29 protein-coding genes, 1 tRNA gene and 1 pseudogene are annotated in these 26,182 nt (G+C 72.4%); 16 read left to right on the forward strand and 15 right to left on the reverse strand.

From position 1 onward, the window contains the following. Positions 1–147: 147 nt before the first annotated feature. The gene (locus tag AC6EXY_RS09320) at positions 148–1,029 is read left to right on the forward strand and encodes a hypothetical protein (RefSeq protein ID WP_499842325.1); all 882 of its coding nucleotides are present in this window, start codon (positions 148–150) and stop codon (positions 1,027–1,029) included. Here AC6EXY_RS09320 and AC6EXY_RS09325 read toward each other — a convergent pair. The 3 genes from AC6EXY_RS09325 to AC6EXY_RS09335 all read right to left on the reverse strand — a co-directional run bounded on the left by AC6EXY_RS09325 (position 1,016) and on the right by AC6EXY_RS09335 (position 3,168). Continuing rightward, positions 1,016–1,510 carry a hypothetical protein gene (locus tag AC6EXY_RS09325; protein WP_101833282.1) on the reverse strand — a complete coding sequence of 165 codons (495 nt, stop codon included), beginning with the start codon at positions 1,508–1,510 and terminating at the stop codon, positions 1,016–1,018. The genes AC6EXY_RS09320 and AC6EXY_RS09325 overlap by 14 nt on opposite strands. Before the next feature lie 88 nt (positions 1,511–1,598). Then, entirely contained in the window at positions 1,599–2,579 is a 981-nt protein-coding gene (locus tag AC6EXY_RS09330; protein ID WP_101833283.1) for a zinc-binding dehydrogenase, read from the reverse strand. Positions 2,580–2,661: 82 nt separating this feature from the next. Beyond that, positions 2,662–3,168, reverse strand: a complete 507-nt coding sequence (locus AC6EXY_RS09335) for an NUDIX domain-containing protein (protein WP_101833284.1) — start codon at positions 3,166–3,168, stop codon at positions 2,662–2,664. Between the two features lie 232 nt (positions 3,169–3,400). Here AC6EXY_RS09335 and AC6EXY_RS09340 point away from each other — a divergent pair, with 232 nt between their 5' ends. From AC6EXY_RS09340 to AC6EXY_RS09350, 3 genes are read left to right on the forward strand one after another with little or no spacing between them, the layout of a single operon-like run. Next, positions 3,401–3,808 carry a TOBE domain-containing protein gene (locus tag AC6EXY_RS09340; RefSeq protein ID WP_101833285.1) on the forward strand — a complete coding sequence of 136 codons (408 nt, stop codon included), beginning with the start codon at positions 3,401–3,403 and terminating at the stop codon, positions 3,806–3,808. Between the two features lie 7 nt (positions 3,809–3,815). Beyond that, positions 3,816–4,763, forward strand: a complete 948-nt coding sequence (locus AC6EXY_RS09345; protein WP_101833286.1) for an ABC transporter permease — start codon at positions 3,816–3,818, stop codon at positions 4,761–4,763. Then, positions 4,760–5,491: an ABC transporter ATP-binding protein gene (locus AC6EXY_RS09350; protein ID WP_499816993.1), complete on the forward strand. Its 732-nt coding sequence runs from the start codon at positions 4,760–4,762 to the stop codon at positions 5,489–5,491. The genes AC6EXY_RS09345 and AC6EXY_RS09350 overlap by 4 nt, the downstream gene beginning before the upstream one ends. Positions 5,492–5,509: 18 nt before the next feature. Here the strand turns inward: AC6EXY_RS09350 and AC6EXY_RS09355 are convergent, their stop codons facing one another. Continuing rightward, positions 5,510–6,547 carry a CBS domain-containing protein gene (locus tag AC6EXY_RS09355; protein ID WP_243407814.1) on the reverse strand — a complete coding sequence of 346 codons (1,038 nt, stop codon included), beginning with the start codon at positions 6,545–6,547 and terminating at the stop codon, positions 5,510–5,512. Between the two features lie 226 nt (positions 6,548–6,773). Next, positions 6,774–8,075 (reverse strand): phosphoribosyltransferase family protein, encoded by a 1,302-nt coding sequence (locus AC6EXY_RS09360; RefSeq protein WP_101833288.1) that lies wholly within the window; start codon positions 8,073–8,075, stop codon positions 6,774–6,776. Between the two features lie 830 nt (positions 8,076–8,905). Here AC6EXY_RS09360 and AC6EXY_RS09365 point away from each other — a divergent pair. The 4 genes from AC6EXY_RS09365 to AC6EXY_RS09380 all read left to right on the forward strand — a co-directional run bounded on the left by AC6EXY_RS09365 (position 8,906) and on the right by AC6EXY_RS09380 (position 10,400). After that, positions 8,906–9,535 carry a hypothetical protein gene (locus AC6EXY_RS09365; protein ID WP_243407821.1) on the forward strand — a complete coding sequence of 210 codons (630 nt, stop codon included), beginning with the start codon at positions 8,906–8,908 and terminating at the stop codon, positions 9,533–9,535. A 16-nt stretch (positions 9,536–9,551) separates the two neighbouring features. Then, positions 9,552–9,625 (forward strand) — tRNA-Ala (locus tag AC6EXY_RS09370). Between the two features lie 211 nt (positions 9,626–9,836). After that, the gene (locus AC6EXY_RS09375; RefSeq protein WP_243407815.1) at positions 9,837–10,019 is read left to right on the forward strand and encodes a hypothetical protein; all 183 of its coding nucleotides are present in this window, start codon (positions 9,837–9,839) and stop codon (positions 10,017–10,019) included. 48 nt (positions 10,020–10,067) lie between these two features. After that, positions 10,068–10,400 carry a DUF4037 domain-containing protein gene (locus AC6EXY_RS09380; RefSeq protein ID WP_243407816.1) on the forward strand — a complete coding sequence of 111 codons (333 nt, stop codon included), beginning with the start codon at positions 10,068–10,070 and terminating at the stop codon, positions 10,398–10,400. Here AC6EXY_RS09380 and AC6EXY_RS09385 read toward each other — a convergent pair. The 5 genes and pseudogenes from AC6EXY_RS09385 to AC6EXY_RS09405 form a co-directional block, all read right to left on the reverse strand. Beyond that, complete coding sequence (locus AC6EXY_RS09385) at positions 10,388–10,510, reverse strand: hypothetical protein (RefSeq protein ID WP_279354683.1); 123 nt, start codon at positions 10,508–10,510, stop codon at positions 10,388–10,390. The two genes, AC6EXY_RS09380 and AC6EXY_RS09385, sit on opposite strands and share 13 nt — an antisense overlap. Further along, positions 10,507–10,728, reverse strand: coding sequence for a hypothetical protein (locus AC6EXY_RS09390; RefSeq protein WP_101833312.1), 222 nt, complete (start codon positions 10,726–10,728; stop codon positions 10,507–10,509). Before AC6EXY_RS09390 ends, AC6EXY_RS09385 begins: the two co-directional genes overlap by 4 nt. Then, a pseudogene (locus AC6EXY_RS09395) lies at positions 10,729–11,046 on the reverse strand (transposase); the annotation flags it as partial. Between the two features lie 444 nt (positions 11,047–11,490). After that, positions 11,491–12,417, reverse strand: coding sequence for a M56 family metallopeptidase (locus AC6EXY_RS09400; RefSeq protein WP_243407817.1), 927 nt, complete (start codon positions 12,415–12,417; stop codon positions 11,491–11,493). Further along, positions 12,414–12,809, reverse strand: a complete 396-nt coding sequence (locus AC6EXY_RS09405) for a BlaI/MecI/CopY family transcriptional regulator (protein WP_480014663.1) — start codon at positions 12,807–12,809, stop codon at positions 12,414–12,416. The genes AC6EXY_RS09400 and AC6EXY_RS09405 overlap by 4 nt, the downstream gene beginning before the upstream one ends. A gap of 296 nt (positions 12,810–13,105) precedes the next feature. Here AC6EXY_RS09405 and AC6EXY_RS09410 point away from each other — a divergent pair, with 296 nt between their 5' ends. After that, the gene (locus tag AC6EXY_RS09410) at positions 13,106–14,164 is read left to right on the forward strand and encodes a C40 family peptidase (RefSeq protein ID WP_499816994.1); all 1,059 of its coding nucleotides are present in this window, start codon (positions 13,106–13,108) and stop codon (positions 14,162–14,164) included. Positions 14,165–14,824: 660 nt separating this feature from the next. Further along, positions 14,825–15,445, forward strand: a complete 621-nt coding sequence (locus AC6EXY_RS09415; protein ID WP_101833290.1) for a DUF305 domain-containing protein — start codon at positions 14,825–14,827, stop codon at positions 15,443–15,445. A gap of 312 nt (positions 15,446–15,757) precedes the next feature. Here AC6EXY_RS09415 and AC6EXY_RS09420 read toward each other — a convergent pair whose 3' ends face one another. Further along, a complete protein-coding gene (locus tag AC6EXY_RS09420) occupies positions 15,758–16,219 on the reverse strand; it encodes an anthrone oxygenase family protein (protein ID WP_101833291.1) in 462 nt (153 codons plus the stop codon). 144 nt (positions 16,220–16,363) lie between these two features. Beyond that, on the reverse strand, positions 16,364–16,711 hold the full coding sequence (locus AC6EXY_RS09425; RefSeq protein WP_207770438.1) for a DNA ligase D: 348 nt from the start codon (positions 16,709–16,711) through the stop codon (positions 16,364–16,366). Between the two features lie 56 nt (positions 16,712–16,767). Here AC6EXY_RS09425 and AC6EXY_RS09430 point away from each other — a divergent pair, with 56 nt between their 5' ends. From AC6EXY_RS09430 to AC6EXY_RS09455, 6 genes are all read left to right on the forward strand, one after another. After that, complete coding sequence (locus AC6EXY_RS09430) at positions 16,768–18,087, forward strand: XdhC family protein (RefSeq protein WP_101833292.1); 1,320 nt, start codon at positions 16,768–16,770, stop codon at positions 18,085–18,087. Positions 18,088–18,284: 197 nt separating this feature from the next. Further along, entirely contained in the window at positions 18,285–18,479 is a 195-nt protein-coding gene (locus tag AC6EXY_RS09435; RefSeq protein WP_101833293.1) for a ferredoxin, read from the forward strand. Between the two features lie 106 nt (positions 18,480–18,585). After that, the gene (locus tag AC6EXY_RS09440; protein WP_101833294.1) at positions 18,586–20,058 is read left to right on the forward strand and encodes an aldehyde dehydrogenase family protein; all 1,473 of its coding nucleotides are present in this window, start codon (positions 18,586–18,588) and stop codon (positions 20,056–20,058) included. Between the two features lie 58 nt (positions 20,059–20,116). Next, positions 20,117–21,376, forward strand: a complete 1,260-nt coding sequence (locus tag AC6EXY_RS09445) for a CaiB/BaiF CoA transferase family protein (RefSeq protein ID WP_499816995.1) — start codon at positions 20,117–20,119, stop codon at positions 21,374–21,376. Then, positions 21,328–22,608: a CaiB/BaiF CoA transferase family protein gene (locus AC6EXY_RS09450; protein ID WP_499816996.1), complete on the forward strand. Its 1,281-nt coding sequence runs from the start codon at positions 21,328–21,330 to the stop codon at positions 22,606–22,608. Before AC6EXY_RS09445 ends, AC6EXY_RS09450 begins: the two co-directional genes overlap by 49 nt. 99 nt (positions 22,609–22,707) lie before the next feature. Next, positions 22,708–23,550 carry a mycofactocin-coupled SDR family oxidoreductase gene (locus tag AC6EXY_RS09455; RefSeq protein ID WP_101833296.1) on the forward strand — a complete coding sequence of 281 codons (843 nt, stop codon included), beginning with the start codon at positions 22,708–22,710 and terminating at the stop codon, positions 23,548–23,550. Between the two features lie 65 nt (positions 23,551–23,615). On the opposite strand, the gene AC6EXY_RS09460 is transcribed toward AC6EXY_RS09455, so the two are convergent. From AC6EXY_RS09460 to AC6EXY_RS09470, 3 genes are all read right to left on the reverse strand, one after another. After that, positions 23,616–24,743, reverse strand: coding sequence for a hypothetical protein (locus AC6EXY_RS09460; protein ID WP_101833297.1), 1,128 nt, complete (start codon positions 24,741–24,743; stop codon positions 23,616–23,618). 32 nt (positions 24,744–24,775) lie between these two features. Further along, complete coding sequence (locus AC6EXY_RS09465; RefSeq protein ID WP_101833298.1) at positions 24,776–25,387, reverse strand: TetR/AcrR family transcriptional regulator; 612 nt, start codon at positions 25,385–25,387, stop codon at positions 24,776–24,778. Positions 25,388–25,607: 220 nt separating this feature from the next. After that, entirely contained in the window at positions 25,608–26,105 is a 498-nt protein-coding gene (locus AC6EXY_RS09470) for an SRPBCC family protein (protein WP_101833299.1), read from the reverse strand. Positions 26,106–26,182 lie beyond the last annotated feature (77 nt).

Genomic DNA, 26,182 nt, shown 5'->3' on the forward strand with positions numbered 1-26,182 from the left:
CCCCCCCCCCCCCCCCCCCCCTTTGCTCACGGCTTGCGCGCCCCCCGTCCTCCCCCGGTTTCCTCACAAGTTGGCCCTCCCCGCGGCTCTTCCGATCGCGCCCACGGCGAGCGGGGCCGCCCGGTCGCCGCGCTCGCGGTGGCGGCCGTGGCCGCCGTGGCGGCCGCCGCCACCGCCGCGGGTCTCAGCGCCGCCAGTGACGACGTGACGACCGGCGCCCAGGCCCCGCTGCACGACACGCGACCGGACGGTCCCGCCGCCAGCCGCTCCGCCGACCGGAATCCGGCGACCGGCCGGGATTCCGCCCGCGTCCCCGCCCCGGCGGTGCCCCGGTCCACCGATCCGGCGGACACGGTGACGGGCGCGCCGTCAGGTCGGGGCAGCGACCCGCTCGCCCCCACCGAGCAGGATCAGCAGGGCAGCCTCGCCGCCGAGGATCTCGCGCTCAGCACGCTGCGCCTCGCGGCCGCCAGCCGGCCCGACGCGGCATCCCCACCAGCCACCCAGCCGAGCGCACCCGGCAGCGACGCGCGCTCGGCCCCGGAGCCGCCGGCCGGCCTACTGATCACACTGCTGACTCCCACGGAGCCGGCCACCCCCGCCGCGCCGGGCACGCCCGCCACCCCGGAGCACTCCGCCGTCGAGGCAGCCGCCGCCCCGCCTGTCCAGGCCGGAACCAACACCGGCACGAGCCCCGGCACCGTCAACCGGCCGATGGGCCGTATCCCGGCCGCCGGCACGGCCGCCGCCGCGGTGGCAGCCCAGCCGGCACAGAACCCCTCGCCCCCGTCGACCACCCAGACCACCACCGCCGTGGCCCAGGCGGGTGCTGGCGGACAGGCCACCACGGGCGCCGCCCAGGCAGGCGCGGCCACGGCCCAGACGGGCACCGGTCAGAGCACCACGGTCCAGCAGGGCACCGCAACGGCGACCGCGGGCGCGGCCACGGGTGGCGGGAGCGCCGCGGGGGGCTCCAGCTCGGGCCTCACCGCGGTGCCCATCGGCATCGTGCCGCTCACTCCCCGCTAGCCGGGCCGCGGACGTCGCCGTCCGGCCAGATGATCTGCACGGGCCGGCCGCGCAGCCGCGCGTAGTCGACGACGTCCGCCGTGCCGCCGTAGCCACGGGCGGGCAGCCCGTCCCAGACCGCGATGATCCGGTCGGAGGAGTCGACGAGCACGCGGCTCGCGAGCATCAGGCTCGCCGGGTCGGGGCTGGGCCGATCCTGCCGGCGGACCTCGGCGGAGCTGCGCACCAGCCGGTCGTACTCGGGACGGTGGTCGGCCGGCTGGAGCTCCCGGTAGCCGGCCGCGGGAATCACCGAGATCAACCGTCCGCCGAGCTTGAGGACGACGTCGGCGAACACGGTGTCGGCCCCGTCGGCCAGGCAGCTGATGCCCGCGAAACCGCCGGGGGACAGCGGCGCCAGCAGCCGCCACAGCTCGCCGGCGACGAACGCGCGCTGCTCGTCGGTGAGTCCGCGATGGCCTGTCACACCGACGACAAGCACGCCGGCACCCTCACGCCCAGGATCGCGCAGGAAAATGACACTCCGCGACTGTAGCCGGGGGGACAGCGCATGCCGGCCGGCCGCGGACTCAGGTGAGCAGAACGACCTTGCCGATGGTGCCCCGGTTCTCCAGCGCCGCGTGTGCCGCCGCCGCCTCGGCCAACGGGAAGGTGTGAACCGCGGGGACGAGCGTCCCGGCGGTCGCCGCGGCCAGCGCGGCCTCCTCCAGCGCGGCCAGCCCGCCGGGCCGGCGCAGCATCCGAGCGCCCAGGACGGACGCGACCAGCAGGCCTCGCTGCACCACGTCCGCCGTGGTGATCGGTGTGGGGGCACCGGCGGACCAGCCGAACACGAGGAACCGGCCGGCCGGACCGGTCAGCTCCAGCGCGGCGCGGCCGGTGTCGCCCCCGACGCCGTCGAGGGTCACCGTGACCGAGCGCCCGTCGAGCGCGGCGCGCACCTCGTCCGGCCAGCCGGGCCGGCGGTAGTCGACGGCCACGTCGGCGCCGAGGCGACGCACCGCGGCGGTCTTCGCCGCTCCCCCGGCGAGCCCGACGGCGACGGCGCCCGCGTTGCGCGCCGCCTGCACGAGCAGGCTACCGAGACCACCGGCGGCCGCGGTGATCAGGACGACGTCGTCCGCGGTCAGTTCGGCGACGTCGAGAACGCCGAGGGCGGTGCGCCCGGTCCCGATCATCGCGACGGCGGTGGAAGCGTCGAGCGCGGGCGCCACCGGGTGGACGTGCTCGACCTCGCGGACGGCGAGCTGCGCGTAGCCCTGCCCGCGCGGCCCGAGATGGGCGACGACCCGCTGTCCCAGCCAGCCCTCGTCGACGTTGTCGCCCACCGCGTCGACGGTCCCGGCCACCTCGCGTCCGGGGATGGTCGGCAGCGACGGCACGGCGAGTGGGCCCGACGCGACCCCCGCCCGCAGCCGGGTGTCGATGAGATGCACCCCGGCGGCCTCCACGGCGATCCGCACCTCGCCGGGACCGGGCCGCGGATCGTCCACCTCCTCGTACCGAAGGTTGTCCGCGGGGCCGAACTCGTGCAGCCGGATGGCGTACATGATCTGCTCTCCAGGTCGGGAGACGGTGCGTCCGCCCGAGGCTAGGAGCTGAAGCCGACGTGAGGTCAACCCCGCCCGGACGTCAGCGGCCCGACGCGCCGTACCAGGCCGGCCGGGCGTGCAGCAGCCAGTCGGGGATGAGTTGGCGCAGCACGTCGGGCCGCAGCTGGAGATCGGACAGGCTGGCCAGGGAGGCCGAGACGATGTCCAGGTCGTCGAGCCGGCTGCCGAACTCGCCCGCCCACGATCTGTCCACCGCGAAGACGACGTCGAGCTCCGCGACCGGTTCGCCGTGCTCGACCCCGGTGGTCTCCACGCAGCCGACGAACGTCACCTGGTCCGCGTCGATGCCGGCCTGCTCGTCGAGCAGGCGGCGCAGCGCCGTCTGGACCGAGTCGCCCGGGGGCACCCGCCCGCCGGGCAGGTGGAAGGTCGACTGGCCGCGCACGTTGGCCAGCAGGATGCGGTCCCCCTCGACGAGCAGCGCGCGGACGTTGATCCGCACCGGTCCCGCGGCCCGGCGCGACGGATCGGGCCTCGTCCCGTCGGCGATCGGGGCGGTGGCGAACAGGCTCTCGGGGAGGGTCACGGGTGCTCCAGGGACGGGGGTGAACGTGGTGACCTCCGCATCGTGCCCCGCCGGGGCCGGATGCCGGGCGCCAACGGGGCATCCCGCCCGGACCAGGCCGGGCAAGCCCACGACCAACCCGCCACGAACCCCAGGCACGAACTCCGCGGCAGCGGCAGAACCTGGCCGGAATCGTCGCAAAATCGGGTAAATCTTTCGGGAAACACCGAAGCTGCGGGGTTACCATCACTGCATGCCGACATTCCGGATCAGCGAGGCGGCGACGCTGCTCGGTGTCAGTGACGACACCGTCCGCCGGTGGGCGGACAGCGGCCGGCTGCCGACCATCCACGACGACGCGGGCCGCCGGGCCATCGAAGGCGCCAACCTGGCCGAGTTCGCCAAGGACCTGGCGGGCGAGCAGGGAAGTTCCACGATACCCGTCGTGGCGGAGTCCGCCCGCAACCGCTTCCCCGGCATCATCACCCGGGTCACCCGCGACACGGTGATGGCCCAGGTCGAGATCCAGGCCGGCCCGCACCGACTGGTGTCGCTGATGAGCCGCGAGGCGGCGGACGAGCTGGGCCTGGAGCCCGGTGTCCTCGCGGTGGGCGCGGTGAAGTCCACCAACGTCGTCATCGAGATGCCCGAGCGCCGCTGAACCGTCGATGACGAGCCCAGGTGGTACCTCGCTGCCGTGGGCCCTGCCGTCGCGGCGGCAGGGCCCACGCGGTGCTGCCCGCGCCGTGCGCCGCGAGACCCGCCGGCGCGTCCCGTGGGCCCTGTGGGTGCCGGCGGCGGTGGCCGTCCTGTTCCTGCTGCTTCCGCTCGTCGGGCTGCTGATCCGCACCCCGTGGTCCGGGCTGCCCAGGCTGATCACGGAGAAGAGCGTCCGGCAGGCCCTGCTGCTGTCGCTGCGCACCGCCACCGAGGCAACCGCGTTGTCGCTGGTGTTCGGCATTCCGCTGGCCTGGCTGCTGGCCCGCACCCGCTTCCCCGGCCGGACCCTGCTGCGGGCGCTGGTCACGCTGCCGCTGGTGCTGCCGCCGGTCGTCGGCGGCGTGGCGCTGCTGCTGGCGCTGGGCCGGCGCGGCGTGCTCGGGGAACGGCTGGACGACTGGTTCGGGATCACCCTGCCCTTCACCAGCACCGGCGTGGTGGTGGCGCAGACGTTCGTGGCGATGCCGTTCCTCGTCGTCTCGGTGGAGGGGGCGCTGAACAGCGCCGATCGCCGCTACGAGGACGCTGCGGCGACCCTCGGCGCCGACCCGTGGACGACGTTCCGGCGGGTGACGGTCCCGCTCGTCGCCCCCGCGGTGGCCGCCGGGGCCGCGCTGTGCTGGGCCCGGGCACTCGGCGAGTTCGGCGCGACGATCACCTTCGCCGGCAACTTCCCCGGCAGCACGCAGACGATGCCGCTGTCTGTCTACCTGGCGCTCGAGAGCGATCCGGACGCGGCCATCGCGCTGTCACTCGTTCTGCTGGCGGTGTGTGTCGCCGTTCTGGTGACGCTGCGTGCGAACTGGCTGCCCGGCGCCCGCCGTCTGGGTGGCGCCCGTCGGCTCCCGCGCGCCGGCGCGACCCGCGACATCCCGGCGGACGGAGATCCCCGGTGAGCCCCGGCCAGCCCGAGAGCACGGATGTGGTCGGCGGCACAGCGGCCGCCGCGGCAGCGGCGCAGGGCCTCGACGCCCGGATCGCGGTTCGCCGGGGCGAGTTCGTCCTCGATGTCGGGCTGCGGGTGGAGCGGGGCGAGACGGTCGCCGTCCTCGGTCGAAGCGGCGCCGGCAAGAGCACACTGCTGCGCGCGCTGGCCGGCCTGCTCCCGATCGACGAGGGCCGGATCTCGCTGGCCGGCGAGGTCCTCGACGACCCGGCCGAGCGGGTGTTCGTGCCCTGCGAGCGACGTCCGGTGGGGGTCGTGTTCCAGGACTACCTGCTGTTCCCACATCTGCGGGCCCGGGAGAACGTCGCCTTCGGCCTGCGGGCCCGCCTCGGCCTGCGCCGCAAGGCCGCCCGGGCGCAGGCCGACACCTGGCTGGCCCGGTTCGGCGTCGGCGAGCTGGCCGACCGCCGGCCCGGCGCGCTGTCCGGCGGTCAGGGGCAGCGGGTCGCCCTCGCCCGGGCGCTGGCCACCCAGCCGCGGCTACTGCTGCTCGACGAGCCGCTCGCGGCGCTGGACACCACCACCCGCGGCGAGGTGCGGGCGTTCCTGCGCGGGGTCCTGCCGGACCTGTCCGCGCCCGTGCTCATCGTCACGCACGACCCGGTGGACGCCGAGGTGCTGGCCGACCGCACCATCGCCCTCAATGCGGGCCGCCTGGTCGATCTCGCCGGCACCTGAGCCGCGGGCGGGCGCGTCCTACCGCTCGGCGCCGGCGCCGACGAACGTGGCGCAGCTGCCGTTGCGGTGCCGGACCTCCGCGTCCGGGCCGGGGAAGACGAAGCTGACCTGCCCGGTGTCGGTCCAGCGCACGGCGAAGGGCGGGTCGCCCGCGTCCGAGCGCGTCTCGAAGATCTCCCCCGACCGGTCCGCCGTGTGGGGTACGTGGCTGTGGACGATCAGCACGTCACCGGGGTGGGCCCGCAGCACACCCGTCCGGCGGGGGAAGACGTCCGACCGCGAGATCTCGACGTCCACCGTCATCTCGTCGTCCGGCGCCGCCCCGGCCGACGACGCCGCCACTGCCCGAGCGGACGCCGCCGCTCCCGCCGGCGCCCCGCGGGAGGCCGCCCCCTCGGACGCCGCCTTCCCAGCCGAAGCTGCCTTTCCAGCCGACGCGGCCTTCCCAGCCGACGCGGCCTTCCCGATCGAGGACATGGTCCCTGGGGAGGACATGGTTCCGGCCGACGACATGGTTCCGGCCGACGACATGCTGCCCATGGACGACATGGATCCGGCCGACGGCGTGGTTGCGACCGATGACGTCGGGCTGGCCGCCGGAACGGCGCCGACGGCCACCGGCGGGGTGGGTTCGTGGCGCGGGGCGAACGTCTCATCGCGCAGCGGATGGACCAGGTCCGCCATCTCCCGCTCGCTGCGGACGAGCAGATCGTCGACGGTGACCATGCCGACGATGCGGCGGCCGTCGAGCACTGGCAGCCGTCGCAGGGCATGGCCGCGGAAGATCTCGTAGGCCCGCTCGACGCCCATCCCGGCGGGAATCGTGACCACGTTCGTGGTCATCAGGGCGTCGATGCGGCCATCGGCGGCAACGTCCCGCGCCAGCCCACGGACCACGATGTCGCGATCGGTGACGATGCCGACAAGCCGGTCGCCGTCGACCACCAACAGCGCGCCCACGCCCGTCCGCGCCATCCGCCGGGCGGCGTCGGCGATCGTGGTGCTTCTGTCGACGGTCACCGGCGGCCTGCTGATCATCGAGCCGACGTAGGCCATGATCCTCCCCCTCCGCTCTGCCCACCGTGCGTGACGGCCCATGGCGCGTGCGCGTGCGCGGGCGATGGGGCCCCACGGTTCCCTCCTGTACGTTCCCCGTTTCCGAGCCGTAGGCACCTGATGACACCTGGTACGACGCACTCGTCTGAGGCCACTCGCGGTCCCCCGATCCGACGAGGCGATGACCCGACTGGCAGGGCCTGGTACGGCTGGCGGGAGGACCCGGTCAGGCGGAACGTGCCTGGCGTCGGATGGTCATCCGGTCGACGAACCAGTCCCGGGCGAAGGTCGCGACCCGGGCCAGAGCATCGGGCTCGGTGAACAGGTGGGTCGCCCCGGGGACGATCTCCAGGCGGTTCGGGCAGCCGGTGAGGCGCTGGCGGGCCCATTCGTTGAGGTCGAGGACGCGATCGTCTCGCCCGCCGACGATCAGCAGGGTAGGCGCGCGCACCGCCGCCAGCCGGTCGCGAGCCAGGTCCGGCCGGCCGCCCCGGGAGACGATGGCGGCCACGCCGCAGCCGGGTTCCCCCGCGGCCCACAGGGCGGCCGCCGCTCCGGTGCTCGCGCCGAACCAGCCCACCGGCGCCCCTGCCAGCGACGGCTCGCCCCGCAGCCAGGCGGTGGCGGCCAGCAGCCGGCGGGCCAGCAGCCCGATGTCGAAGACGTTCCCGACGTCCTCCTCCTCGTCGCCGGTGAGCAGGTCGAACAGCAGGGTGGCGAAGCCGGCCGCCACCAGGGTGTCGGCGACGAGCCGGTTGCGGGGGCTGTGCCGGCTGCTGCCGCTGCCGTGCGCGAAGGCCACGACGCCGCGGGGACGCGCGGGCACGGTGAGCCGACCCTCCAGGTGGGTGGGGGCGGGGGCCGGGATCTCGACGTCGGCGCCACGGCCGATGCCGCCGGCCGCCTGCCGCAGCAGATCCACGACCTCCTCGTCGCCGGTCTGGGCGAAGTCGGTGTAGAACTCGCCGACGCCGAAGAACGTCTCCGGTGTCTGGACGCAGACCACGTCATCGGCCTCCTGCCGCAGCCAGGCGACCCGGTCGCGGGCGGCGACCGGGGCGGCGAGCACGATGCGCGCGGCGCCCTGGGCCCGTACCGCCCGGCAGGCGGCGAGCGCGGTCGACCCGGTGGCGATCCCGTCGTCGACGACGACCACCGCGCGGCCCAGCAGCGGCACGCGCGGACGGCCGGCGCGGAACAGCCGGCCCCGCCGCTCCAGCTCGACGGCCTCCCTGGCCTCCACCCGCGCGAAGTCGTCCTGGCCCACCCGGGCCAGGCGGATGGCCTCCTCGTTGACCACCCGCACGCCGCCCTCGGCGATGGCCCCCATCGCCAGTTCGGGCTGGGAGGGCACGCCGATCTTGCGAACGAGCATCACGTCGAGCGGTGCGGCGAGCGTCCGCGCGACCTCGAACCCGACCGGGACACCGCCGCGCGGCAGTCCCAGCACGACCACGTCCTGTCCGCGCAGGTGCGCCAACCGGCCCGCGAGCCGCCGCCCGGCGTCCGCACGACTCTCGAAGATCACGATGGTTCACCGCCCTCCCGACGGGCGGCCGGCCTCGAGCCGATGCCGCCTGCGGTGGTGATGCCCCCATCGTGCGGCCCGATCCCCACCCGGGCCATGGCGCCCGGTGCCCGGACACCGTCACCCGATCGGGCCATCCACACTGGATCCGGCGCCGGGCCTGCGGCCCTGCCCGCGTCCCCCTCGCGCCCACCTCGACAGGCGCCAGGAAGCGGCGGATGTCCCGGAGAACAGGTGCCGAACTGGCATAGGGCCACTGACCATCACATTGGTCGCCGGCTGCCGTCGCGCGGCGGCAGCCGCCCACGAGACCGTGCATAATCGAGCAGGTGACGCTCCGCTTGCAGCACGGCCGCGCCCCTCACTGGGCGTGGCAGGTGGTCTGTCGTCCCGGAGCCTGTCCGTGTTGTCCCAGCCCTCGCGCCCACTGAGGCCCATCGCCACGCGAAGGGTCCGCGCGGCCCGGTAAGCACCGGCGCCGCCCAGGGCGCGAGGGATCTCGGAGCCCACCGCGCCGAGCCCGGCCGCGGGATGATCCCGGTACCCCACCGGCAATCCCCGCCGCCCGCATGTCCAGATCCGACGCTCACGCCGGCCGCGGCCACAGCCGTGGGATCGACCCGGGGGACCCGACCGGTGCACGCCGGTCGTCGCCGCCGATTCGACGGCTGATCGGGAGCCGGACCTCGACGCTCAGGTCCGGTGTCGGTGCCAGAACGGTCACATCGGCCAGTCGGTGGACAGCATCCCGTCCGCCTCACGTCCCACCACGTCGTCATCCGTCCGCACCCAGCAGGAAGGCAGCGTCAGCCGTGTCCTTCATGGCATGGATGAACCGGTTGCGAGCCGACGGGTACCTGGTCTGCCCCGGCAGCTGCGCGGTGCCCGTCGATGTCCGCGGCGTCCGCGGCGACGGCGTCGGTCTGCACTTCCGCTGCCGGGGGACGGCCATCCGCCTGGCCGCGTACCGGCCCGGTCGGGCGGCGTGGCAGGTCGCCGTGCGGGACGCGTCCTGGTGCCCCGAGGAATCGCTGCAGCTGTGGGTCCACAGCCCGCTCGACGGCACGCCACCCCCCACGGACGCGCGACTCGCCTTCCCCGGCGACGCGGGCCCCGACCGGGAGGTCATCCTGGACGGCTCGGACGCCTGGGGCTGGCGCGGTCACGAGGCCGGCCTGCTGCGCCCGGACACCGCGGCCCGCCTCTTCGACCACCTGCTGGCCACCCTCGCCGACCCGACAGCCACCGCGGCCGTCCTCCAGGCCACCGCCCCGCCCTCCGCCGGCCAGGCGGCCCGCCCGACCACACGACACGAGACCCCCGAAGAGATCACCATTCCGGCGGCCCGCACGGGACGGTCCGGCCAACCCGCCCTCGCCACCTCCCCCGTCATGTCCGCCCGCCCGGTCTCCGCCTCCTCGGCGGGGGGTGGTCGTCACATGCCCCCCGTCATCCTGTAAGCTGCAGTTACTTCCAGGGGGTGTAGCTCAGCCTGGTAGAGCGCCTCCCTCGCACGGAGGAGGCCAGGGGTTCGAGTCCCCTCACCTCCACGAGCCGGCCCGTCGTGTTCGCCGATCTTTGATCGGCTTCGCGGCGGGCCGCGATGTTTTCCCGGGGGGCGACCCCCGGACCCCCGTTCGGCCGGCGTGGAGTTGACCCAAGGTGGTCAGGTGGTCTCGGGCGGGTCTTCGGGAGCTCGCGGGCGCTATCCGTCGGCGGGGCGGTGGGATCATGGAGTCGTCTGGTTCATGACGGGACGCCGTGGGGAGATTCTCGGGTCGTGTTCGGTTCGGCGCCCGGGTGCGGCTGTTCGTCCCGCCGGGCTTCGACACCACGCCGATCGACGTCGCTCTGGAGAGGCTGCCGGCCCTGTTCGACGTGTCCCGGTGGTCTATCCCGACGGCGACCGACACGGCGGCCGGCCACATCACCAGGTGGAAGTGACCACTGCTGCTGGCGCCGACCCAGATTCTGGCCAGCCTCACGGGCGGCGTGGTCCGGGACGACCCGCTTGATCTGCTCACCGTACGTCGAGTGCTGGCCTGGTATCCCGACGATGTCTGGCGCTGTGTCCTGGCCGCCGGCTGGCTGCGGGTGAGCCAGGAGCAACCGTTCGTCGGCCGCACCAGCGAGCACGGAGGCGTCGACGGCGCCGAGTGGGAAGTCGCTGTACTTCTCGACCAGCTCGACCATCCGGTCGAGGTCCTGGCGAGCAAGCGGGATCAGGCTGATCTGTCCGGTGTTGATGGAGCGCAGGAACGCGGCTTCGGCGCGGGTTCCTTTCTCCCGTTCGAGCATGAAACAGACTTCGGTCAGGACGGGTAGGGAACGAGTAGCGGCCGGGGCGTGCGCCGCATGAGAGCGACGCTGCGGGCGTGGTGCTCGTCGTCGGTGTCGGCGGCGGCGATCAGCGGCCCGGTGTCCCAGACAATCACTCGGGGTCGCGCCCCAGTTCGGCGCGCAGGACCTCAGCCGAACGGGTGGCGAGATCGCCCTTGCCGCTGGCCAACGCACCGACGAAATAGGGCAGTGGCCACTCGTCGCCGCCGCTCTCGGCGGGCGCGCTCTCGCGCACGAGAGCCAGGATCGGCGCCACCTGCGACTCGGGTAGGCGGTCGATCAGACTGTGCAGCTCATCCCGCAGAGTACTCACCCGTCGTGGATACGACCGGCGCGTGGCCAGCCACCAAGATCCGCCGGGACGCGAGCTGAACGGCGGATCGCACCCCCGCACGGCCGCCACGGTCGCGGTGTGGGTCACGCCGACGATGTAGACCAGGTTCCGATCGGTGAGCTCTTGGCGGAACTTGGCCGAGTCTCCGTAGCCGGCGTCGGCGAGGACCGGGCGGGCACACCATCCGGTGAGCTCGGCTGGGGCTTGCCGCCGGGGATGCGGCGCCAGGCCAGTACGAGGGCCACTCGCCTTTGACGGGACGACGGGACCAGCTCGGCGCCACCAACGGGTCCACAGCTACTCGCAGGTCAGGGCCTTGATCGGAAAAATCCGATCAAGGCCTTTGATCGTTTGCCCGTCGACGTAGTTGCCCGAGATCTGGCCGAGCTGGTGGCGCCGGCAGCGCCGGGCGTCCGCCGCGCCCGGCGAGGGTCACAACATCGTGGGCGGAGGACCACCCTGCCCCGCTCCGTCGCCCTCCCTCGGGCAACGGCAACCACCCGAGCTGCTACTACAGAGACTAGTAGGGAACTTCGATGCACCTCCGGAGTGTCCACCGGCCCGCCCCGGGAGGCCCAAGTGCTCGGCTCCCCGGGACCAGGGGGAAAGCGAGACAGGGCCGTGAGGGAGGACCGAGATGAAGAGGTACACGCCGATCTACGGCTTGGTCGTGGGGCTTGCCATCGTCACTCTGCTCGTCGTCGGACTTCCCGGTACGGCGCTGGTGCAGGCTCGTCCTGGTCAGGCGCAGTGGTAGCCGAGGTCGCTCAGGGCGGGCATGGTGATGACCGTCAGCGGCGTGAGGAGGAGGGCGGCGATCAGCAGGGCCCGCGCCGCGACAGCGGGACCGCCGAGCGGTGCCTGTGCGGTGAGCAGGCGCAGAACCCGTTGGTGGACCGCGGTGCTTCCCATGCCCAGCGCGGACGCGGGTGGGGCCGCGAGACGCAGGACGGCGTGCGCGACGGTGTGACGGGGGCAGTGGCGCGTTGCGCCGTCGTCGGCGGCGAGTTCCACGAGCCGCCGCAGCTCACCGTGCATGTCCTCGAAGAGGGAGACGGGCCCGAACGCCCGGTCGAGGATCGCCGCGCCGGTCAGGATGAGGTGATGCCGGCCGCGCAGATGGGTCCGCTCGTGTGCGATCACCGCGCGAAGCTCGGCGGCCGGCAGAGTGCGGAGCGCTCCTGCGGTCAGTACGACGGTCGCGTCCCGTCCCGGTAGGCAGAACGCGCTGGGTTGGGGGTGGTCGAGGACGACGACGTCGAGCGTCGGATGGAAGCGGCCCGCAAGGCGGATGTCGCGGTGGGTGCGGTGCCGAATCCGCCGCTGGGTGAGCGTGACGGCGGCGATGGCATGCCCAAGACGTGCCATCACGCCGAGGATGCCAGCGACGCCTGCCGCCTGCGGCGCTGTCCAGGTGGGCACGGGCAGCTGATGGTCCGCCCAGCCGCACCACTGCACCAGCAGGACGAGTAGGTCACCCAGAGCATGGTTGGGCACGATCAGCAGGAGTGGGGCGAGGATCAAGGTAGCGACGACAGACGCCGCCGCGGCGAGCCACATGCTGATCGCCAGCCGGGGCGCGCGGGACGTCCATGAGGCCCCGACCAGCGGACGCGGGAGTCCGAAGGCGACGAGCAGGGCATAGGCGGTCAGCCCGGCGGGAATCACGCCGTCGGCGTCCCGTCGTCGTCGCCGCCCCGCCTGCGCTGACCCTCGTGCCACTGCACGGCGCTACGCAACGACTCGTACTCCGCCGCGTTCATGGTCTCGACGAAGTGCAGCAGCGTCAGGCCCCGGTCCTCGGCCCCTGAGAGCACCTCGCTCATCAACCGGGCCGTGTACGCGCTGCGACTGAGCGCCGGCTGGTAGCGGTACGACCTCCCCGACCGCTCCCGGGCGAGCCAGCCCTTGCGGAACAGTCGGTCCATCACGGTCATCACCGTCGTGTAGGCCAACGGGCGGTCAAGCAGCCCCCGGACGTCCCGCACGGCCATCGGCCCCCGGGCCGACCACACCCGATCCATGATCTCGGCCTCCAGGTCGCCGAGCTGTTCCACCACGCCCCGTTCGTCTCCTGTCCCACCCGCACGGCGGCGATCCGCGATACCGACACCCGAGTTCACCACTGCGCACGCGTCCGCGTCACCCACGCGGCCGCCATGCCAGGGAGCTCCCGGTCGCCGACTCCCGGCGACTCCGCGGCGGCGAGGGCCACCGGTTGCCCCAGGATCTTCCCAGCTGGCGCTCTGCGACGGAGGTCCGGATGCGCCGCCCGTTCCGGAGGCCGCCCGCTCTGCCCCTATCTGCTACATGGCATAGTAGTTAGGAGCCGAGTGGGGCGAAGGAGGGATCTTTGGTGGATCGCACCGCGGGGAACGGGCTTCCAGCGCTGGACACCACACACGCCGCGGGGCGCGGCCTTCTGTATCAGGCCACTCAGCTCGGCAGACGGAGCATCCGGCTCACGCGCGCGCAGCGCCGAGCCGCGACCGTCGCGATGATGACCACGGGCAGTTTCGCCGCGGCGTCCACCGGGTTCGCCCTGGCGACCTCCGACAACCTGCCCGCCGTGCCCGCCACACCGGTCACCACGGCGGACCTGATCGCCGGCTCGCACCCGCTCACCCCAGATCGCCAGGCCGTGCCCCTCGCCGACGCGATCGCGGAACCGACTTCGGCGTCCAGCTTCACCGCCGTGTCCATCAGCCCGGACCGTTCCACGATTGCCCCGAACTCCTCCGTCGTCTTCACCGTGCGCGCGGCCACGGCGGACGGACGGACTCCCCTCGCAGGGGCGACGGTACGGATCGCCATGGTCGACGGCCCGAAGTGGACCACCACCGCCCGGCTGCGGACCAACGGCGCCGGCGAGGCATATATCTCCGCCCGGCTGCTGTCGACCATCACTCTCACCGCTGTCTTCGACGGCTCCGACGCGTTGCGCCCCTCTCTCGCCGGCGCGACCACGGTCACCGTCACCGCACCGAACACACAGTCCACCAGCGCCAGCGAAGCACCCTCGATCGCGGGTACCCCGTCGGTGGTCACCGAAGTACCTGCGAGCGGAATCGGCGCGAAAGCCGTCTACCTCGCCTCGCTACAGAAGGGCAAGCCCTACGTCTGGGGGGCCGCGGGCCCCTACGCCTTCGACTGCTCGGGCTACGCCCAGTACGTCTACCGGCAGCTCGGCCGGAATCTGCCACGTACGGCGCAACAACAGTTCCAGGCCACGATCCGGATACCGAAATCCGGCAAGCAGCCCGGAGACCTGATCTTCTTCGGGACGCCAGGCAACATTACCCATATGGGCATCTACGCAGGAAACGGCTACATGTGGGCCGCGCCGCAGACGGGGCGCACCATCAACCTACAACCCATCTACTCCAGCACCTACTACGTCGGCCGGGTCAGGTGACCCGTTCCTCTCTCCCTCCATCGACGGCGGGTTGACGTGGTTTCGGTCCGCGTCGACCCACGTGGTCCCGGGCAGAATGAGGCCATGATTGGCCGGCTCCGGGGGAAAACCACCTGGGGCTCGCTGTCCGTCTTCCCGCTTTTCGTCCTCGTGCTGCTGGGCGTCCTGCTCATGCACGGCGGGCTGTCTGCCCACGTCAACCGTCAGGCGCATGCCCCCGCCGGGGCACACAGCGGTACATCGATGCCCGTGGGCGCTATGCCAACGCGTCCCGAGGCCACGCCCCTGTCTCGGGCTGGTAACGGCCCGGGGCAACGGCCGCTCACGGTGGACCACATCCGGAACAGCCCGGACTGCGAGAGCGGACATGCCGGCGCGATGTGTCTGGCGTTCCTGCGCCTGGCCGGTTTCCTGACCGGTTTCCTGACCGCCGTCCTGCTGATCGGCTGGGCCGCCCACCTGGTCCGCCGCGGTGGGAGACGGTCGCAGACGGCTACCTTCCGATCCGGACGATCGCCGCCAGACGGTCCGCCACGGTCCCGTGCTCCCTCGCTCGCCTCACTCTGCGTGCTGCGCCTGTAGACCGATCACCCTCGCGCACCGGCCGGATCTCCGCGCCGCGCGCCGGCCTTCGGACCTACGGACAGACAAGGAACCAGCATGAGACGACTCATCCTGCTCATTCCCGCGATCTTTGCGGCGATCGTACTCAGCGCCTGCGGCAGCGGGGGCGGTGCCGCCGACGCCACCGATGCCACCGATCACAACACCGCCGACATCACCTTCGCCCAGAACATGATCCCCCATCACCAGCAGGCGATCGCGATGGCCGACCTGGCCAGCACCCGGGCCCACAACCCGGAGGTGAAGGCGCTCGCCCAGCAGATCCGCCGAGCCCAGGCGCCCGAGATCGCCACCATGACCGACTGGCTCACCACCTGGCACCAGCCCATCACGCCTGCCCACTCCACCCCCGGCATGGGCGGACACGGGATGGGAGAGCACGGCATGGGCGGAACCGGTTCGGCCACCCCCATGCCGGGTGGCATGGCCGGAATGATGAGCGACACGGACATGACGAAAATGTCGATGGCAACCGGTCAAGCCTTCGACAGGATGTTCCTCACGATGATGATCATGCATCACCAGGGAGCGGTCGCCATGGCGAAGGCGGAGATCCGCGACGGACGCTACGCCCCGGCGAAGAAGCTCGCGGACAGCATTCAGACCACACAGACAACCGAAATTACAACTATGCAGAACCTGCTCACAAGAATCTGACCAAGGTATCCCAAGCGTCGCCACGTTTCCGAACGCGAAGAGAAACGTATCCCGACGACGATCCCCACGATAGCGGTCACCAGACGGACCGCGGCGTCCGGACCCCCAGACCTGCGGAACGGGCCGCGGCGGGATTGGCGACGCCGCCGGGCAGGACGAACGCGTCGTAGTCCGCCGCCGCCGCGTCGGCGGATGCACTAGGACGGCCGTACTAGTCAAGCCCGGAGAGCGCCGGCCTCGACATCGACGAGGCCGGCGCTCTCCGGGTGACCTGCCACGGAAGGCGGCGTCACGGCCGCCACTGGAGAGGAGTCAGGACGCGGTCGCCGCCAGGGCGAGCAGTACCAGGGCGCTGATCGCGGCGATCGTCCGGATGGAGTTGAAATGGTCCCAGCGGGCCCGCTGGGACTGCCAGTCGCTCGGCGGCGCCTCCGGCGTCCAGGTGGCCATCGCGTTGTTGATCGGGAGGTCACCCCGAACGGTGACGATGATGTTGACGAGGACGCCCACCGCGGCGACCGCGGCGAGGATCGCGCAGGCCCTGGAGCCGGCCACGGCGGCGGTCACCGCCAGAGCGACCGTCGAGAGCAGGCAGGCGATCTGCAACGGCTTCATGAACTTCGGGTAGCTGATATCGAACGCCTGTTTGACGAGGACGTAGGTGGTCGTAGGCAGGGAGTGCATCGCGGGGCGCACTGCGACCAGGCCGATGGTCATCGTGCCGGCGACGAGCCCGGTCAGTACGAGGGAGACTGCGGCAAGGGCCGAGACCATGGTTTTTCGGCTCTCCATCCATCAGACGCGGCTGGGTGCTTGCTTCATACCAACCAGGCCAGGCCGTCGCGGCCCACTGGCCACTTCGTGCCTGATCCGGCGAAAACCCCACGGCGCGACGGACAAGCCCACCATCGCCGGGTCTCAGGTGAGGGGCGGGAGGGGTTGGCTCGCGTCGAGCACGGCGCGGAAGGGGTCGCCGCGCCGAGCCAGACGGTCGAAGACCGTGCGGATCGTGACGCTGTCGGGGCGCAGCGCGGGGTCGTCGAGCTCGTCCCAGGCTCGCGTCTCGTCGAAGGTCGTCCCGGGTGCCACCGGCATCCAGATCTGGACGCCGCGTCGGCCGGTCAGCTTCGGGCACGCCCGCACACCCAGGTGCTCGAAGGCGCTGCGGTGCAGGCGGGCGAGCACCAGGCCCTGGAACTCGCCCGTACCCTCGTCCGTGCCGGCCTTCCCACGTTCTGGTGGTCCTTCGGGAGCCTGGTCCCGCACGGGTCGGCGCCCTCGCCCCCGCCTCGGCGTGGGCGGTCGCTGCCAAGGAGCGGACAATGCGGGACATCCTCGAGTCACTTCGGCGGCTGTGGGACGCCGGCGAGACCTTCGCGCTCGCCACGGTGATCCGCGTCCACGGCAGCGCGCCCCGCGAGCCCGGCGCGGCGATGGCGGTCACCGCGGGCGGCGAGGTGGTGGGCAGCGTGTCGGGCGGGTGCGTCGAGGCCGCCGTGTACGACGCGGGAGTTGAGGTGCTGACCACCGGACAGACGGTGTTGCGGTCCTTCGGCATCACCGACGACGACGCCTTCGCCGTCGGGCTGACCTGCGGCGGGACGCTCGACGTGCTGATCCGGCCAGTGGATCCGACCAACAGCGGGCCGCTCGGCGACATTCTCGCGTCGATCGCCGGCGGCGAGCCGGTGTCGGTGGCCACCGTGGTGTCCGGCGCCGCGTCGACGGGGGCGCAGCTGGCGGTCTGGGGCGACAGGGTCGCCGGCTCGCTCAGCCCGGACACCCTGGCCTACGCCGCCCAGGAGGCGACGGATCCGGACGCGGTGGACCTGGACGCGGCGGTGGTCAAGGACACGCGCGGTCAGCTCGACCAGGGCGGCGTGGCGCTGTGGCACTACGGGCCGCCCGGCAGGCGGCGGCGCCGCGAGCAGCCCGGCGAAGGGGCCGCGGACGGCGAAGGGGCCGCGGACTGCGAACGGGCCGACGAGGACGAACGGGCCGAGGATGTCGTCGAGACGGCCGACGGGGTGGAGGTTTTCGTCGAGTCGTTCGGTCCGCCGCCGCGCATGCTCGTGTTCGGCGCGGTCGACTTCGCGGCGGCCCTCAGCCGGATCGGGCGGGCCCTCGGCTACCGGGTGACGGTGTGCGACGCGCGACCGGTCTTCGCGACGGGGAGACGTTTCCCGGACGCCGACGAGGTCGTCCGCGACTGGCCGCACCGCTATCTGAGGTCAACCGCGGTCGACGACCGCACGGTGATCGTCGCGCTCACCCATGACCCGAAGTTCGACACGCCGCTGCTGGCCGCCGCCCTGCGCGGGCCGGCGGGGTATGTGGGCGCCATGGGGTCGCGGCGCGCCCATGCCGATCGGGTGCGCCGGCTGCGCGCCGCGGGGGTCACGACCGCGGAACTGTCGCGGCTGCGCTCCCCCATCGGCCTGGACCTTGGCGCGCGCACGCCCGAGGAGACCGCGGTCTCCATCGCCGCGGAGATCATCGGACTGCGCTCGGAAGGGCGGTGGCTGCCCCTGAGCGTCACCTCCGGTGAGATCCACCGCCCGGCTCCTGGACGGCCCGCGGCGGCGGGTGCCACCTCCGGCGCCGAGGCCGGCGGGGCCGTCAGGCGAGCGCGCATTGGTTGATATCAGCGATATCTACTACCTATACTCAGGCTCCACGTGACCAAGGTCACGTAGGAGGCCGGACACCACACCCCGGAGACGACGCCGCGGCGGCTCGCGGTCGGCAGCGCCACCCCGCACCGCGCCCGGTGGACGTGGCGTCCCAGCCGCGCCCCGCGCGGACAACGGATCTGGGCACCGTCAGACGGAGGTAGGCCATGCGGATCCGCATCGAGGACGCGGAGTGTCAGGGGCATGCACTGTGCGCCATGAACGCGCCCGACCTGATCGACACGAGCGAGCAGGACGGTCACGCCGTCGCGCTCGTCTCCGAGGTCCCGCCCGAGCTCGTGCCCACGGCCCGGCTCGCGGAGCTCGGCTGCCCCGAGCGGGCGATCGTTCTCGAGGACTGACCGAATCGGCGGGTTGAGTCAGTAATACAAGTTCACTACTTTTTGGTCACGGACATCCACGCGGCGACCGTCACACCCGTGCGACCCGTACGGCGAGAGGACCCTCATGCCCGTCCAGGAAGCTCCGCTCGACCTGTTAGGCGAGGCCGGTCTGCTGATCGGCGACAAGATCGTGCACTCCGCCTCGGGCGGCATCCACCAGCACATCTACGCCGCCACCGGCAGCCCGACCGTCGAGGTGCCGGTCGCCGGACCCGCGGAGATCGACCAGGCGGTGACGAGCGCTCGGGCGGCGTTCGGCGCCTGGCGGGCGATGCCCGCGAGCGCGCGCCGCGACGCGCTGCTGCGCCTGGCCGGGCTGCTGCGCGAGCACGCCGAGGAGCTCGGCCGGCTCGCCGTCATCGACAACGGCGCACCCGCCTACATCCACCACTTCGCCCCGCACGCGGCCGCCGAGCTGTTCACCTACAACGCCGGCTGGATCGACAAGATCGGCGGCGAGGTCATCACCACCGACCAGGTGCCGTCGTTCGACTACACCCGGGACGAGCCGTTCGGCGTCGTCGGGGTGATCATCCCGTGGAACGGGCCCGTCCACGCGATCGGCATGACCTGCGCCCCCGCGCTCGCCGCCGGCAACTGCGTGATCGTCAAGCCGCCGGAGCTGACGCCGTTCTCCGCTCTGCGCATCGGCCAGCTCGCCCTCGAGGCCGGCCTGCCGCCGGGCGTGTTCCAGGTCGTACCGGGCGCGGCGGACGCGGGCGCGGCCCTGGTCGCCCACCCGGGCGTCGACAAGGTGCATTTCACCGGTAGTGGGGCGGTCGGCAAGGCGGTCCTGACCGGCGCCGCGGCGACACTCAAGCCCGTCGCCCTGGAGCTCGGCGGCAAGTCCGCCAACCTGATCTTCGATGACGCCGACCTCGTCACCGCCGCGAGCCAGTCGCTTGGCGCGATCGTGAACCTGTCCGGCCAGGGCTGCATCAACGGCACCAGGGTCCTCGTCCAGGCCTCGGTCTACGACCAGGTCGTCGAGATCATCCGGGCGGCCGTCGAGCAGATCCCGCTCGGCGACCCCGCCACCGCGCTCGCGCCGCCCACCATGGGCCCGGTGATCAACTCCGCCGCGTGCACCCGGATCATGGGCGTCATCGACCGGGCGAAGTCCCAGGGCGAGGGGCGCCTGCTCATCGGCGGGTCCCGCGGCGCCGACGACTTCGCCGGCGGCTACTACATCCAGCCGACGGTGTTCGTCGACGTCGACAACTCCAGCCGGCTCGCCCAGGAGGAGATCTTCGGGCCGGTCCTCTCGGTGATCAAGTTCATCGACGAGAAGGACGCGATCCGCATCGCCAACGACACCGAGTTCGGCCTCGCCGCCTACATCCAGACCAACGATGTTCGCCGGGCGCACCGGGTCAGCGCCGCGCTGGAAGCGGGCAACGTCTGGGTCAACGGCTTCGTCGGCATCCACGAGGCGATCCCCTTCGGCGGGGTGAAACAGAGCGGCATCGGCCGGCTCGGCGGCATCGCGGGCATCCGCGAGTTCTCCCGGTCCAAGAACGTCTGGATGGCGCTGTGACGCCGTCGCCCGTCGCATCGCTCTGAAGGGCCCGTCGCATCGCTCTGAGGGGAAGCACATGCCAACCACGCCGTTGGACGGTGTTCGCGTCGTCGACCTGAGCTGCGGTATCGCGGGGGCGTACGCCACGAAACTGCTGGCGGACGGCGGCGCCGAGGTGATCAAGGCCGAGGGGCCGGACGGCGACTGGCTGCGTGGTTGGCGCGCGGACGGCGCGCCCGTCGCAGAGGGTGACGACGGGGCGCTGTTCCAGTTCCTGGCGACGTCCAAGAGCAGCGTGCTCGTCGACCCCGCCGTCGGCGACGCCGGCCTGCTCGGGTCCCTGCTCGCCGGGGCCGACATCATCGTCACCGCTCGCAACGGGGTGCCGCGCGGGCTGGAGGCGCTGGACCCGCGCGCGCTGCGCGCCCGGTATCCGCACGCGATCGTCGTGAGCATCACCCCGTGGGGCCTGGACTCGCCGTGGTCCGAACGGCCGGCCACCGACGCGACGCTCCAGGCGCTGGGCGGTGCGCTGATGACCCGGGGAAGCTCGACCCGGCCGCCCGTGATCCAGGGCGGCGAGCTGATCCAGTGGACCTCGGGAATGATGGCCGCCACCGGCGCGCTGGCCTCCCGCTGGCGCTCGCTTGCCACCGGCACCGGCGACCTGGTGGACGTCTCCCAGCTCGAGGCGGCCATCCACACGATGACCATGTACACGGTGACCTGGGCGTCGATCGCCGGCTCGCCGATGCGGGCCAACCGCATGAGCAACCTGCCTGCGATCCACCGCACCAAGGACGGCTACGTCGGTTTCATGGTCGTCACCGGCCAGCAGTGGCTCGACTTCTGCGTGCTCGCCGGCCAGTCGGAATGGATGGAGGACGAGTCCCTCATCCGCTTCGACGTGCGCACCCGCCGCTCCGCCGAACTCACCGCCGCCATCGACGCCTGGGCCGCCGAGCACACCACCGACGAGATCCTCGAACTCGCCGACGCCTTACGCGTCCCCGCCTCGCCCGTGGGCCGCGGCGACACGGTCGCCGCCTTCGACCATCTCGTCGAACGGCACGGCTACCTGTCCAACCCGCGCGGCGGCTTCCTGCAGCCCGACGTCTCCTACACCCTGTCCGGCGGCGCGGCCCGCCGCCCGTTCACCCCCGCGCCCCGTCTCGGCGAGCAGACCGAGCACTACCAGGCCGAACCACCCCGAACCCCGGAGATCATCTCCACCCCCGGGCGGCGGCCGCCGGCACCACCACGCCCAGCGCGGGCAGCGCGGGCGGCATGCCGAGTGCGGCACTGCCGTTCGAGGGCCTACGGGTTCTCGATCTGACCCAGAACTGGGCCGGGCCCGTCGCCGGCCATGTGCTCGCGATGTTCGGCGCCGACGTCATCCACGTCGAATCGGCCCAGCGCCCCGACGCGATGCGCTTCAACGCCGTCCGGCCGATGGGCGAGCCCGGCTGGTGGGAGATGGCGCCGCTGTTCATCGGCCCGAACTCCAACAAGCGTGACCTCACCCTCGACCTGGGCTCCGAACAGGGCCGCGAGCTGGCGAAACGCCTCATCGCGCACGTCGACGTCGTCATCGAGAACTACTCGCCCCGGGTCATGGAGGGCTGGGGCATGGGCTATGACGAGCTGCGGGCGATCAAGGAGGACATCATCGTCGTCCGCGCGCCCGCCTACGGTCTGACCGGCCCCTGGCGCGACCGCGGCGGCTACGCCCAGACCATGGAGATGACCTCCGGTATGGCCTGGATGACCGGCTGGGCCGATGCCGCCCCCGAGATCCCCAACGGCCCGATGGACCCGACCGCCGGCGGCCACGCCACCCTCGCGCTGCTGCTCGCCGTCGAGCACCACCGCCGCACCGGCCGCGGCATGCTCGTCGAAAGCCCGATGATCTTCGGGGCGCTGAACGTCACCGCCGAGCAGGTCATCGCCCACTCCGCCTACGGCACCCTGCTCTCCCGTGACGGCAACCGCACCCCGTACGCGGCCCCCCAGGGCGCCTACCGCACCGTCGATCCGCTGCCCGACGGCAGCCACGACCGCTGGCTGATGATCTCCGTCGCGAGCGACGAGCAGTGGCAGGCCCTGCGTCGCGTGCTCGGTGATCCCGACTGGGCCCGCGACCCGGCGCTGGACACCCGCGCCGGTCGCCGCGCCGCCCACGACAGCATCGACACCCATCTCGCCGCCTGGGCCGGTGACCAGGACGCCACCGACGCCGCCGAACGGCTCGCCGCCGCCGGCGTCCCCGCCGCCCCGATCCTGCGCCAGGACGAGCCACTGGACCTCGAGCCCCTGCGCGCCCGCGGCTTCTACGAGCCCGCCGAACGACCCGTCACCGGCAAGCACCTGCTCCAGGCCTACCCGGCACGCCTCGCCGACGGCCCCGAGACCCACAACCACACCTCCGCCCCGACGCTCGGCGAACACAACGTCGAGATCCTTCGCGATCTGGTCGGCCTCACCGACGAGGAGATCAAGGCCCTGGAGGCCGACAACGTCATCGGCACCGTCCCGGGCATCGGCGGCAGCGGCCGCGGCTTCCGGTAGGCCCCAGCGCTCTGCGCAACCTCAGCGCAGCCCGCAGCCCCCCGCGCGGCCCGCTCGCGTGGTGATCAGAAGTCCGTCGACGAGAACGAGGTGGATGCCATGGGTAGGGTCGAGGGCAAGGTCGCCTTCATCACCGGTGCCGCGCGAGGGCAGGGTCGCTCGCACGCGGTGACGCTCGCGAACGAGGGCGCCGACATCATCGCCGTGGACCTGCTCCAGCCCGACGCCTTCCCCTGGATGGCCTACCCGCAGGCGGAGTCGGCCCAGCTCGACGAGACGGTGGCCCTGGTCGAGAAGACCGGCCGCAGGATCGTGGCCCGGCAGGCCGACGTGCGCGACCGGGACAGCCTGCGTGCCGCCCTCGACGCCGGGCTCGCCGAGTTCGGCCACGTCGACATCGTCAGCGCCAACGCCGGGATCAGCCCGTTCGGCCCGGAGAGCTGGAAGATCTCCCCGCAGCAGTGGACGGACGTGCTCGCCGTCAACCTGACCGGAGTGTGGAACACGACCTCGGTGTGCCTGCCGCCGATGATCGAGGCGGGCCGGGGCGGCTCGATCATCCTGACCAGCTCGGGCGCCGGTACGAAGGGCGTGCCGAACCTCTCGGACTACTGCGCCTCGAAGTTCGGCGTCATCGGCCTGATGAAGAGCCTCGCGAACGAGGTCGGCCGCCACAACATCCGGGTCAACGCCCTGACCCCGGGCACCGTCGCCACCGACATGGTCCTCAACGAAGGCCTGTACCGACTGTTCCGCCCGGACCTGGAGAACCCGACGAAGGAGGACGCGGCCCAGATGTTCGCCACCATGATCAACGTGCTGCCCGAGTCCTGGGCCGAGCCGGTCGACATCTCCCACGCCCTGCTCTTCCTCGCCTCCGACGAGGCCCGCTTCGTCACCGGCCAGGTCCTGGGCATCGACCTCGGCTCGAACATCCGTTAGGTTCTCTCGACGCGGGCGGCCGCGGGCCACCGGCGTCGCGAGAACCTGAACCAGGGGCGTCGACGTCAGGGGGCGTCGAACACGGGGCCCTGGCTGGTCTCGTTGGCGGTGAGGATGGTCCGGCAGAACGAGTTCACTGTCAGGTGGTTGTCCAGCTCGACGGTGCGCCCGTCGGGCAGCGACACGGTGCCGGTGGTCGTCGACAGCAGGTAGCAGTACATCCGGACGCCGTTCGACATCTGCCAGAAGCTGTAGGCGCGGCCGTGCGCGGCGATCTCGACGTCGACGGCGGCGCCGTCCTGCTCCATCCCGAGCCGCCACCGCACGGGCAGGTGCTGCGAGGTGCGCGGGTCGTCCCATCGCTCGGTGACCTCGAAGTCGAGGCGGCCGACGCCGGGGGCGATGTTCACCTGCTTGTCGCCGTACTTGACGAAGCCGAGGCGCATGTCGTCCCGCGGCTGGAAGAAGTTGACCTTGACGTCGTCCTTGATGGTGTAGAGCCACCACATCCAGTGCGGCGCCGGCAGATTGCGGATCGGGTCGTTCGACTGGCCGGTGATGATGTGCTCGCGCACGCCGTAGCCGTTCGTCAGCTCAAGGTCGTGCTTCGACGTGCGGATCGTGCCGTTGACGTCGACGAACACGTCGTAGCCGGCGCGGTCGGCCTCGGCGGCTCCGGCGAAGGGGCCCCAGTTCCACAGGGGCGAGCCCTTCTGGTGGTAGCGCAGGTCGAAGGTGGCGTCGCCGGCGCTGCCCTCCAGCCGCCACTGCGGCGGCGCGGAGACGAAGCGCAGCCCGTCGAAGTCCCAGGTCACGGCGTCCTCGGTGGTGGTGACGCCGAACTGGTCACCGCGCAGCCGCTGCCCCTGGGTCCAGCCGACCCGGGAGAAGTCGTTGTCGCTCATCGTGCCGCGCTGCGACCTCGGCACCGCGATGAGCTGGATCTCGCGCTCGGCCGACGCGCCCGGGCCCCACAGGCCCCGCCCGTTGCCGAACAGCGCGTAGCCGGCGGACCACAGCAGCACGTCGTACTCACCGGCCTCGGCGACGACGCCCAGCGCCGTCTCCTCCCACAGGTCGGTCTCACTCGACGGCTTGGCCAGGGACTCGAAGTGGGTGCCCTCATCCTCGAGGGTCACGTCGGTGTCCGAATGCTGGATCTTGGTGTACTTGGCTGCGAACTCGTCTGTCACCAGGGGTCCTCTCCAGCCCGAGTGGGCCGTCGTCAGGGGATGGCCGGTCCGGCCGGCGGGCCGGACGGTCGCAGGGGCTCGCCGGTGGAGCAGACCGGGAGCAGCACGCTGTCCACGAAGGCGGTGATCCGGGCACGATCGGGACGCGTGCCGCGGACCAGGAGCTCGTGCAGAAAGAAGGAGCGGGCCAGGTCGGCGAAGGACTCGACGTCGAGACCGGGCCGGACCTCGCCGCGCTCCGCCGCCGCCCGCAGCAGCTCGGCGCAGTAGGCGGCCTCGTGCTGACGGACGAGCTCGCGGGCGAGCCGGCCGGCGTCCCCGTCGATCCGCGAGGCGACCACGAGGCCGACCACCAGGTTCACCGAGGTCCAGTGGGACCGCGCCCGCAGGTCGAGGTTGCCGATCAGGTCGCCGCGCAGGGAGCCGGTACGCACGGGCTCCAGCTGCGCCGCGGTCTCCCGCTCGATCGCCCGGCGGAAGGCCGCCGCCATGAGCTCGTCCTTGTTCGCCCAGCGGCGGTAGGCCGTCTTCGTGCTGGCGGCGGCCCGCTCGCAGACGGCGCCGACGGTCAGCCGGTCGTAGCCCACTTCCGTCAGCACGACGAGCGCCGCGTCCAGCAGGGCGTCCTCCCGGTCCTGGCTCATCGGCCGACCGGCGCCCGCCGACCGACGCGCACCGGCTCGGGGGTCCGTCCCGTCCATCCGCCGTCCCGTCCCGTCTGTCAAAGAAAGGAAACAGGGTCGTTTCCTTTTTAAGATAGCACGTGCGGCGACGGCCCCACCGGTGACGGCGGGGCCGTCGCCCCTGCTCAGGCTGGCCGGCGGCGCTCGCGAGGGCCGCCGGCCCGGCGGCGCCGGCAGCTCCTCAGGCGGCCAGCAGCGCGTCGATCTGGCCGAGCGCCTCCGACATGCCCTCGGCGACCCCCATGTCGAGCACCTGCTTCATCGCCGCCTCGTCGCCGAACGTGGTCACGATCCGCATCACGGTCGCGGCGCCGCCGGCGGCCTCGTCCGCGTCGAGAGTGACCCGCACGATCGTCGTCGGCAGGTCCGGGTTCGGCTTGCCCTCGTCGTCGGCGAAGCCGTCCTCGAACTCCAGCCCGCTCGGCGCGCCCACCGACCGCACCCGCCACCAGCCGTGGAAGCGCTGGCCGTCCGGCGCGGTCATGTAGTAAGTGACCGTCCCGCCCGGGGTCAGCTCGTACTCGACGACCGTCGCGGGATGGCTCGGCGGGCCCCACCAGCGCTCCAGCTGGCGCGGATCCGACCAGACCTGCCACACCCGCGGCGGCGCCGCCTCGAACCTGGACGTCACCGTCAGGGTCAGGGCCGCCAGATCCTTCTGGACGTCGATCACGCTCATGCGCGCGTACCTCTCCTTCTCTCGGTGTTTCCGGCTCTCGGCGTTTCCGGCTGTTCCCCGTCCCGTCCGCGCGGGAC

This window comes from Frankia sp. RB5, from assembly GCF_059816245.1.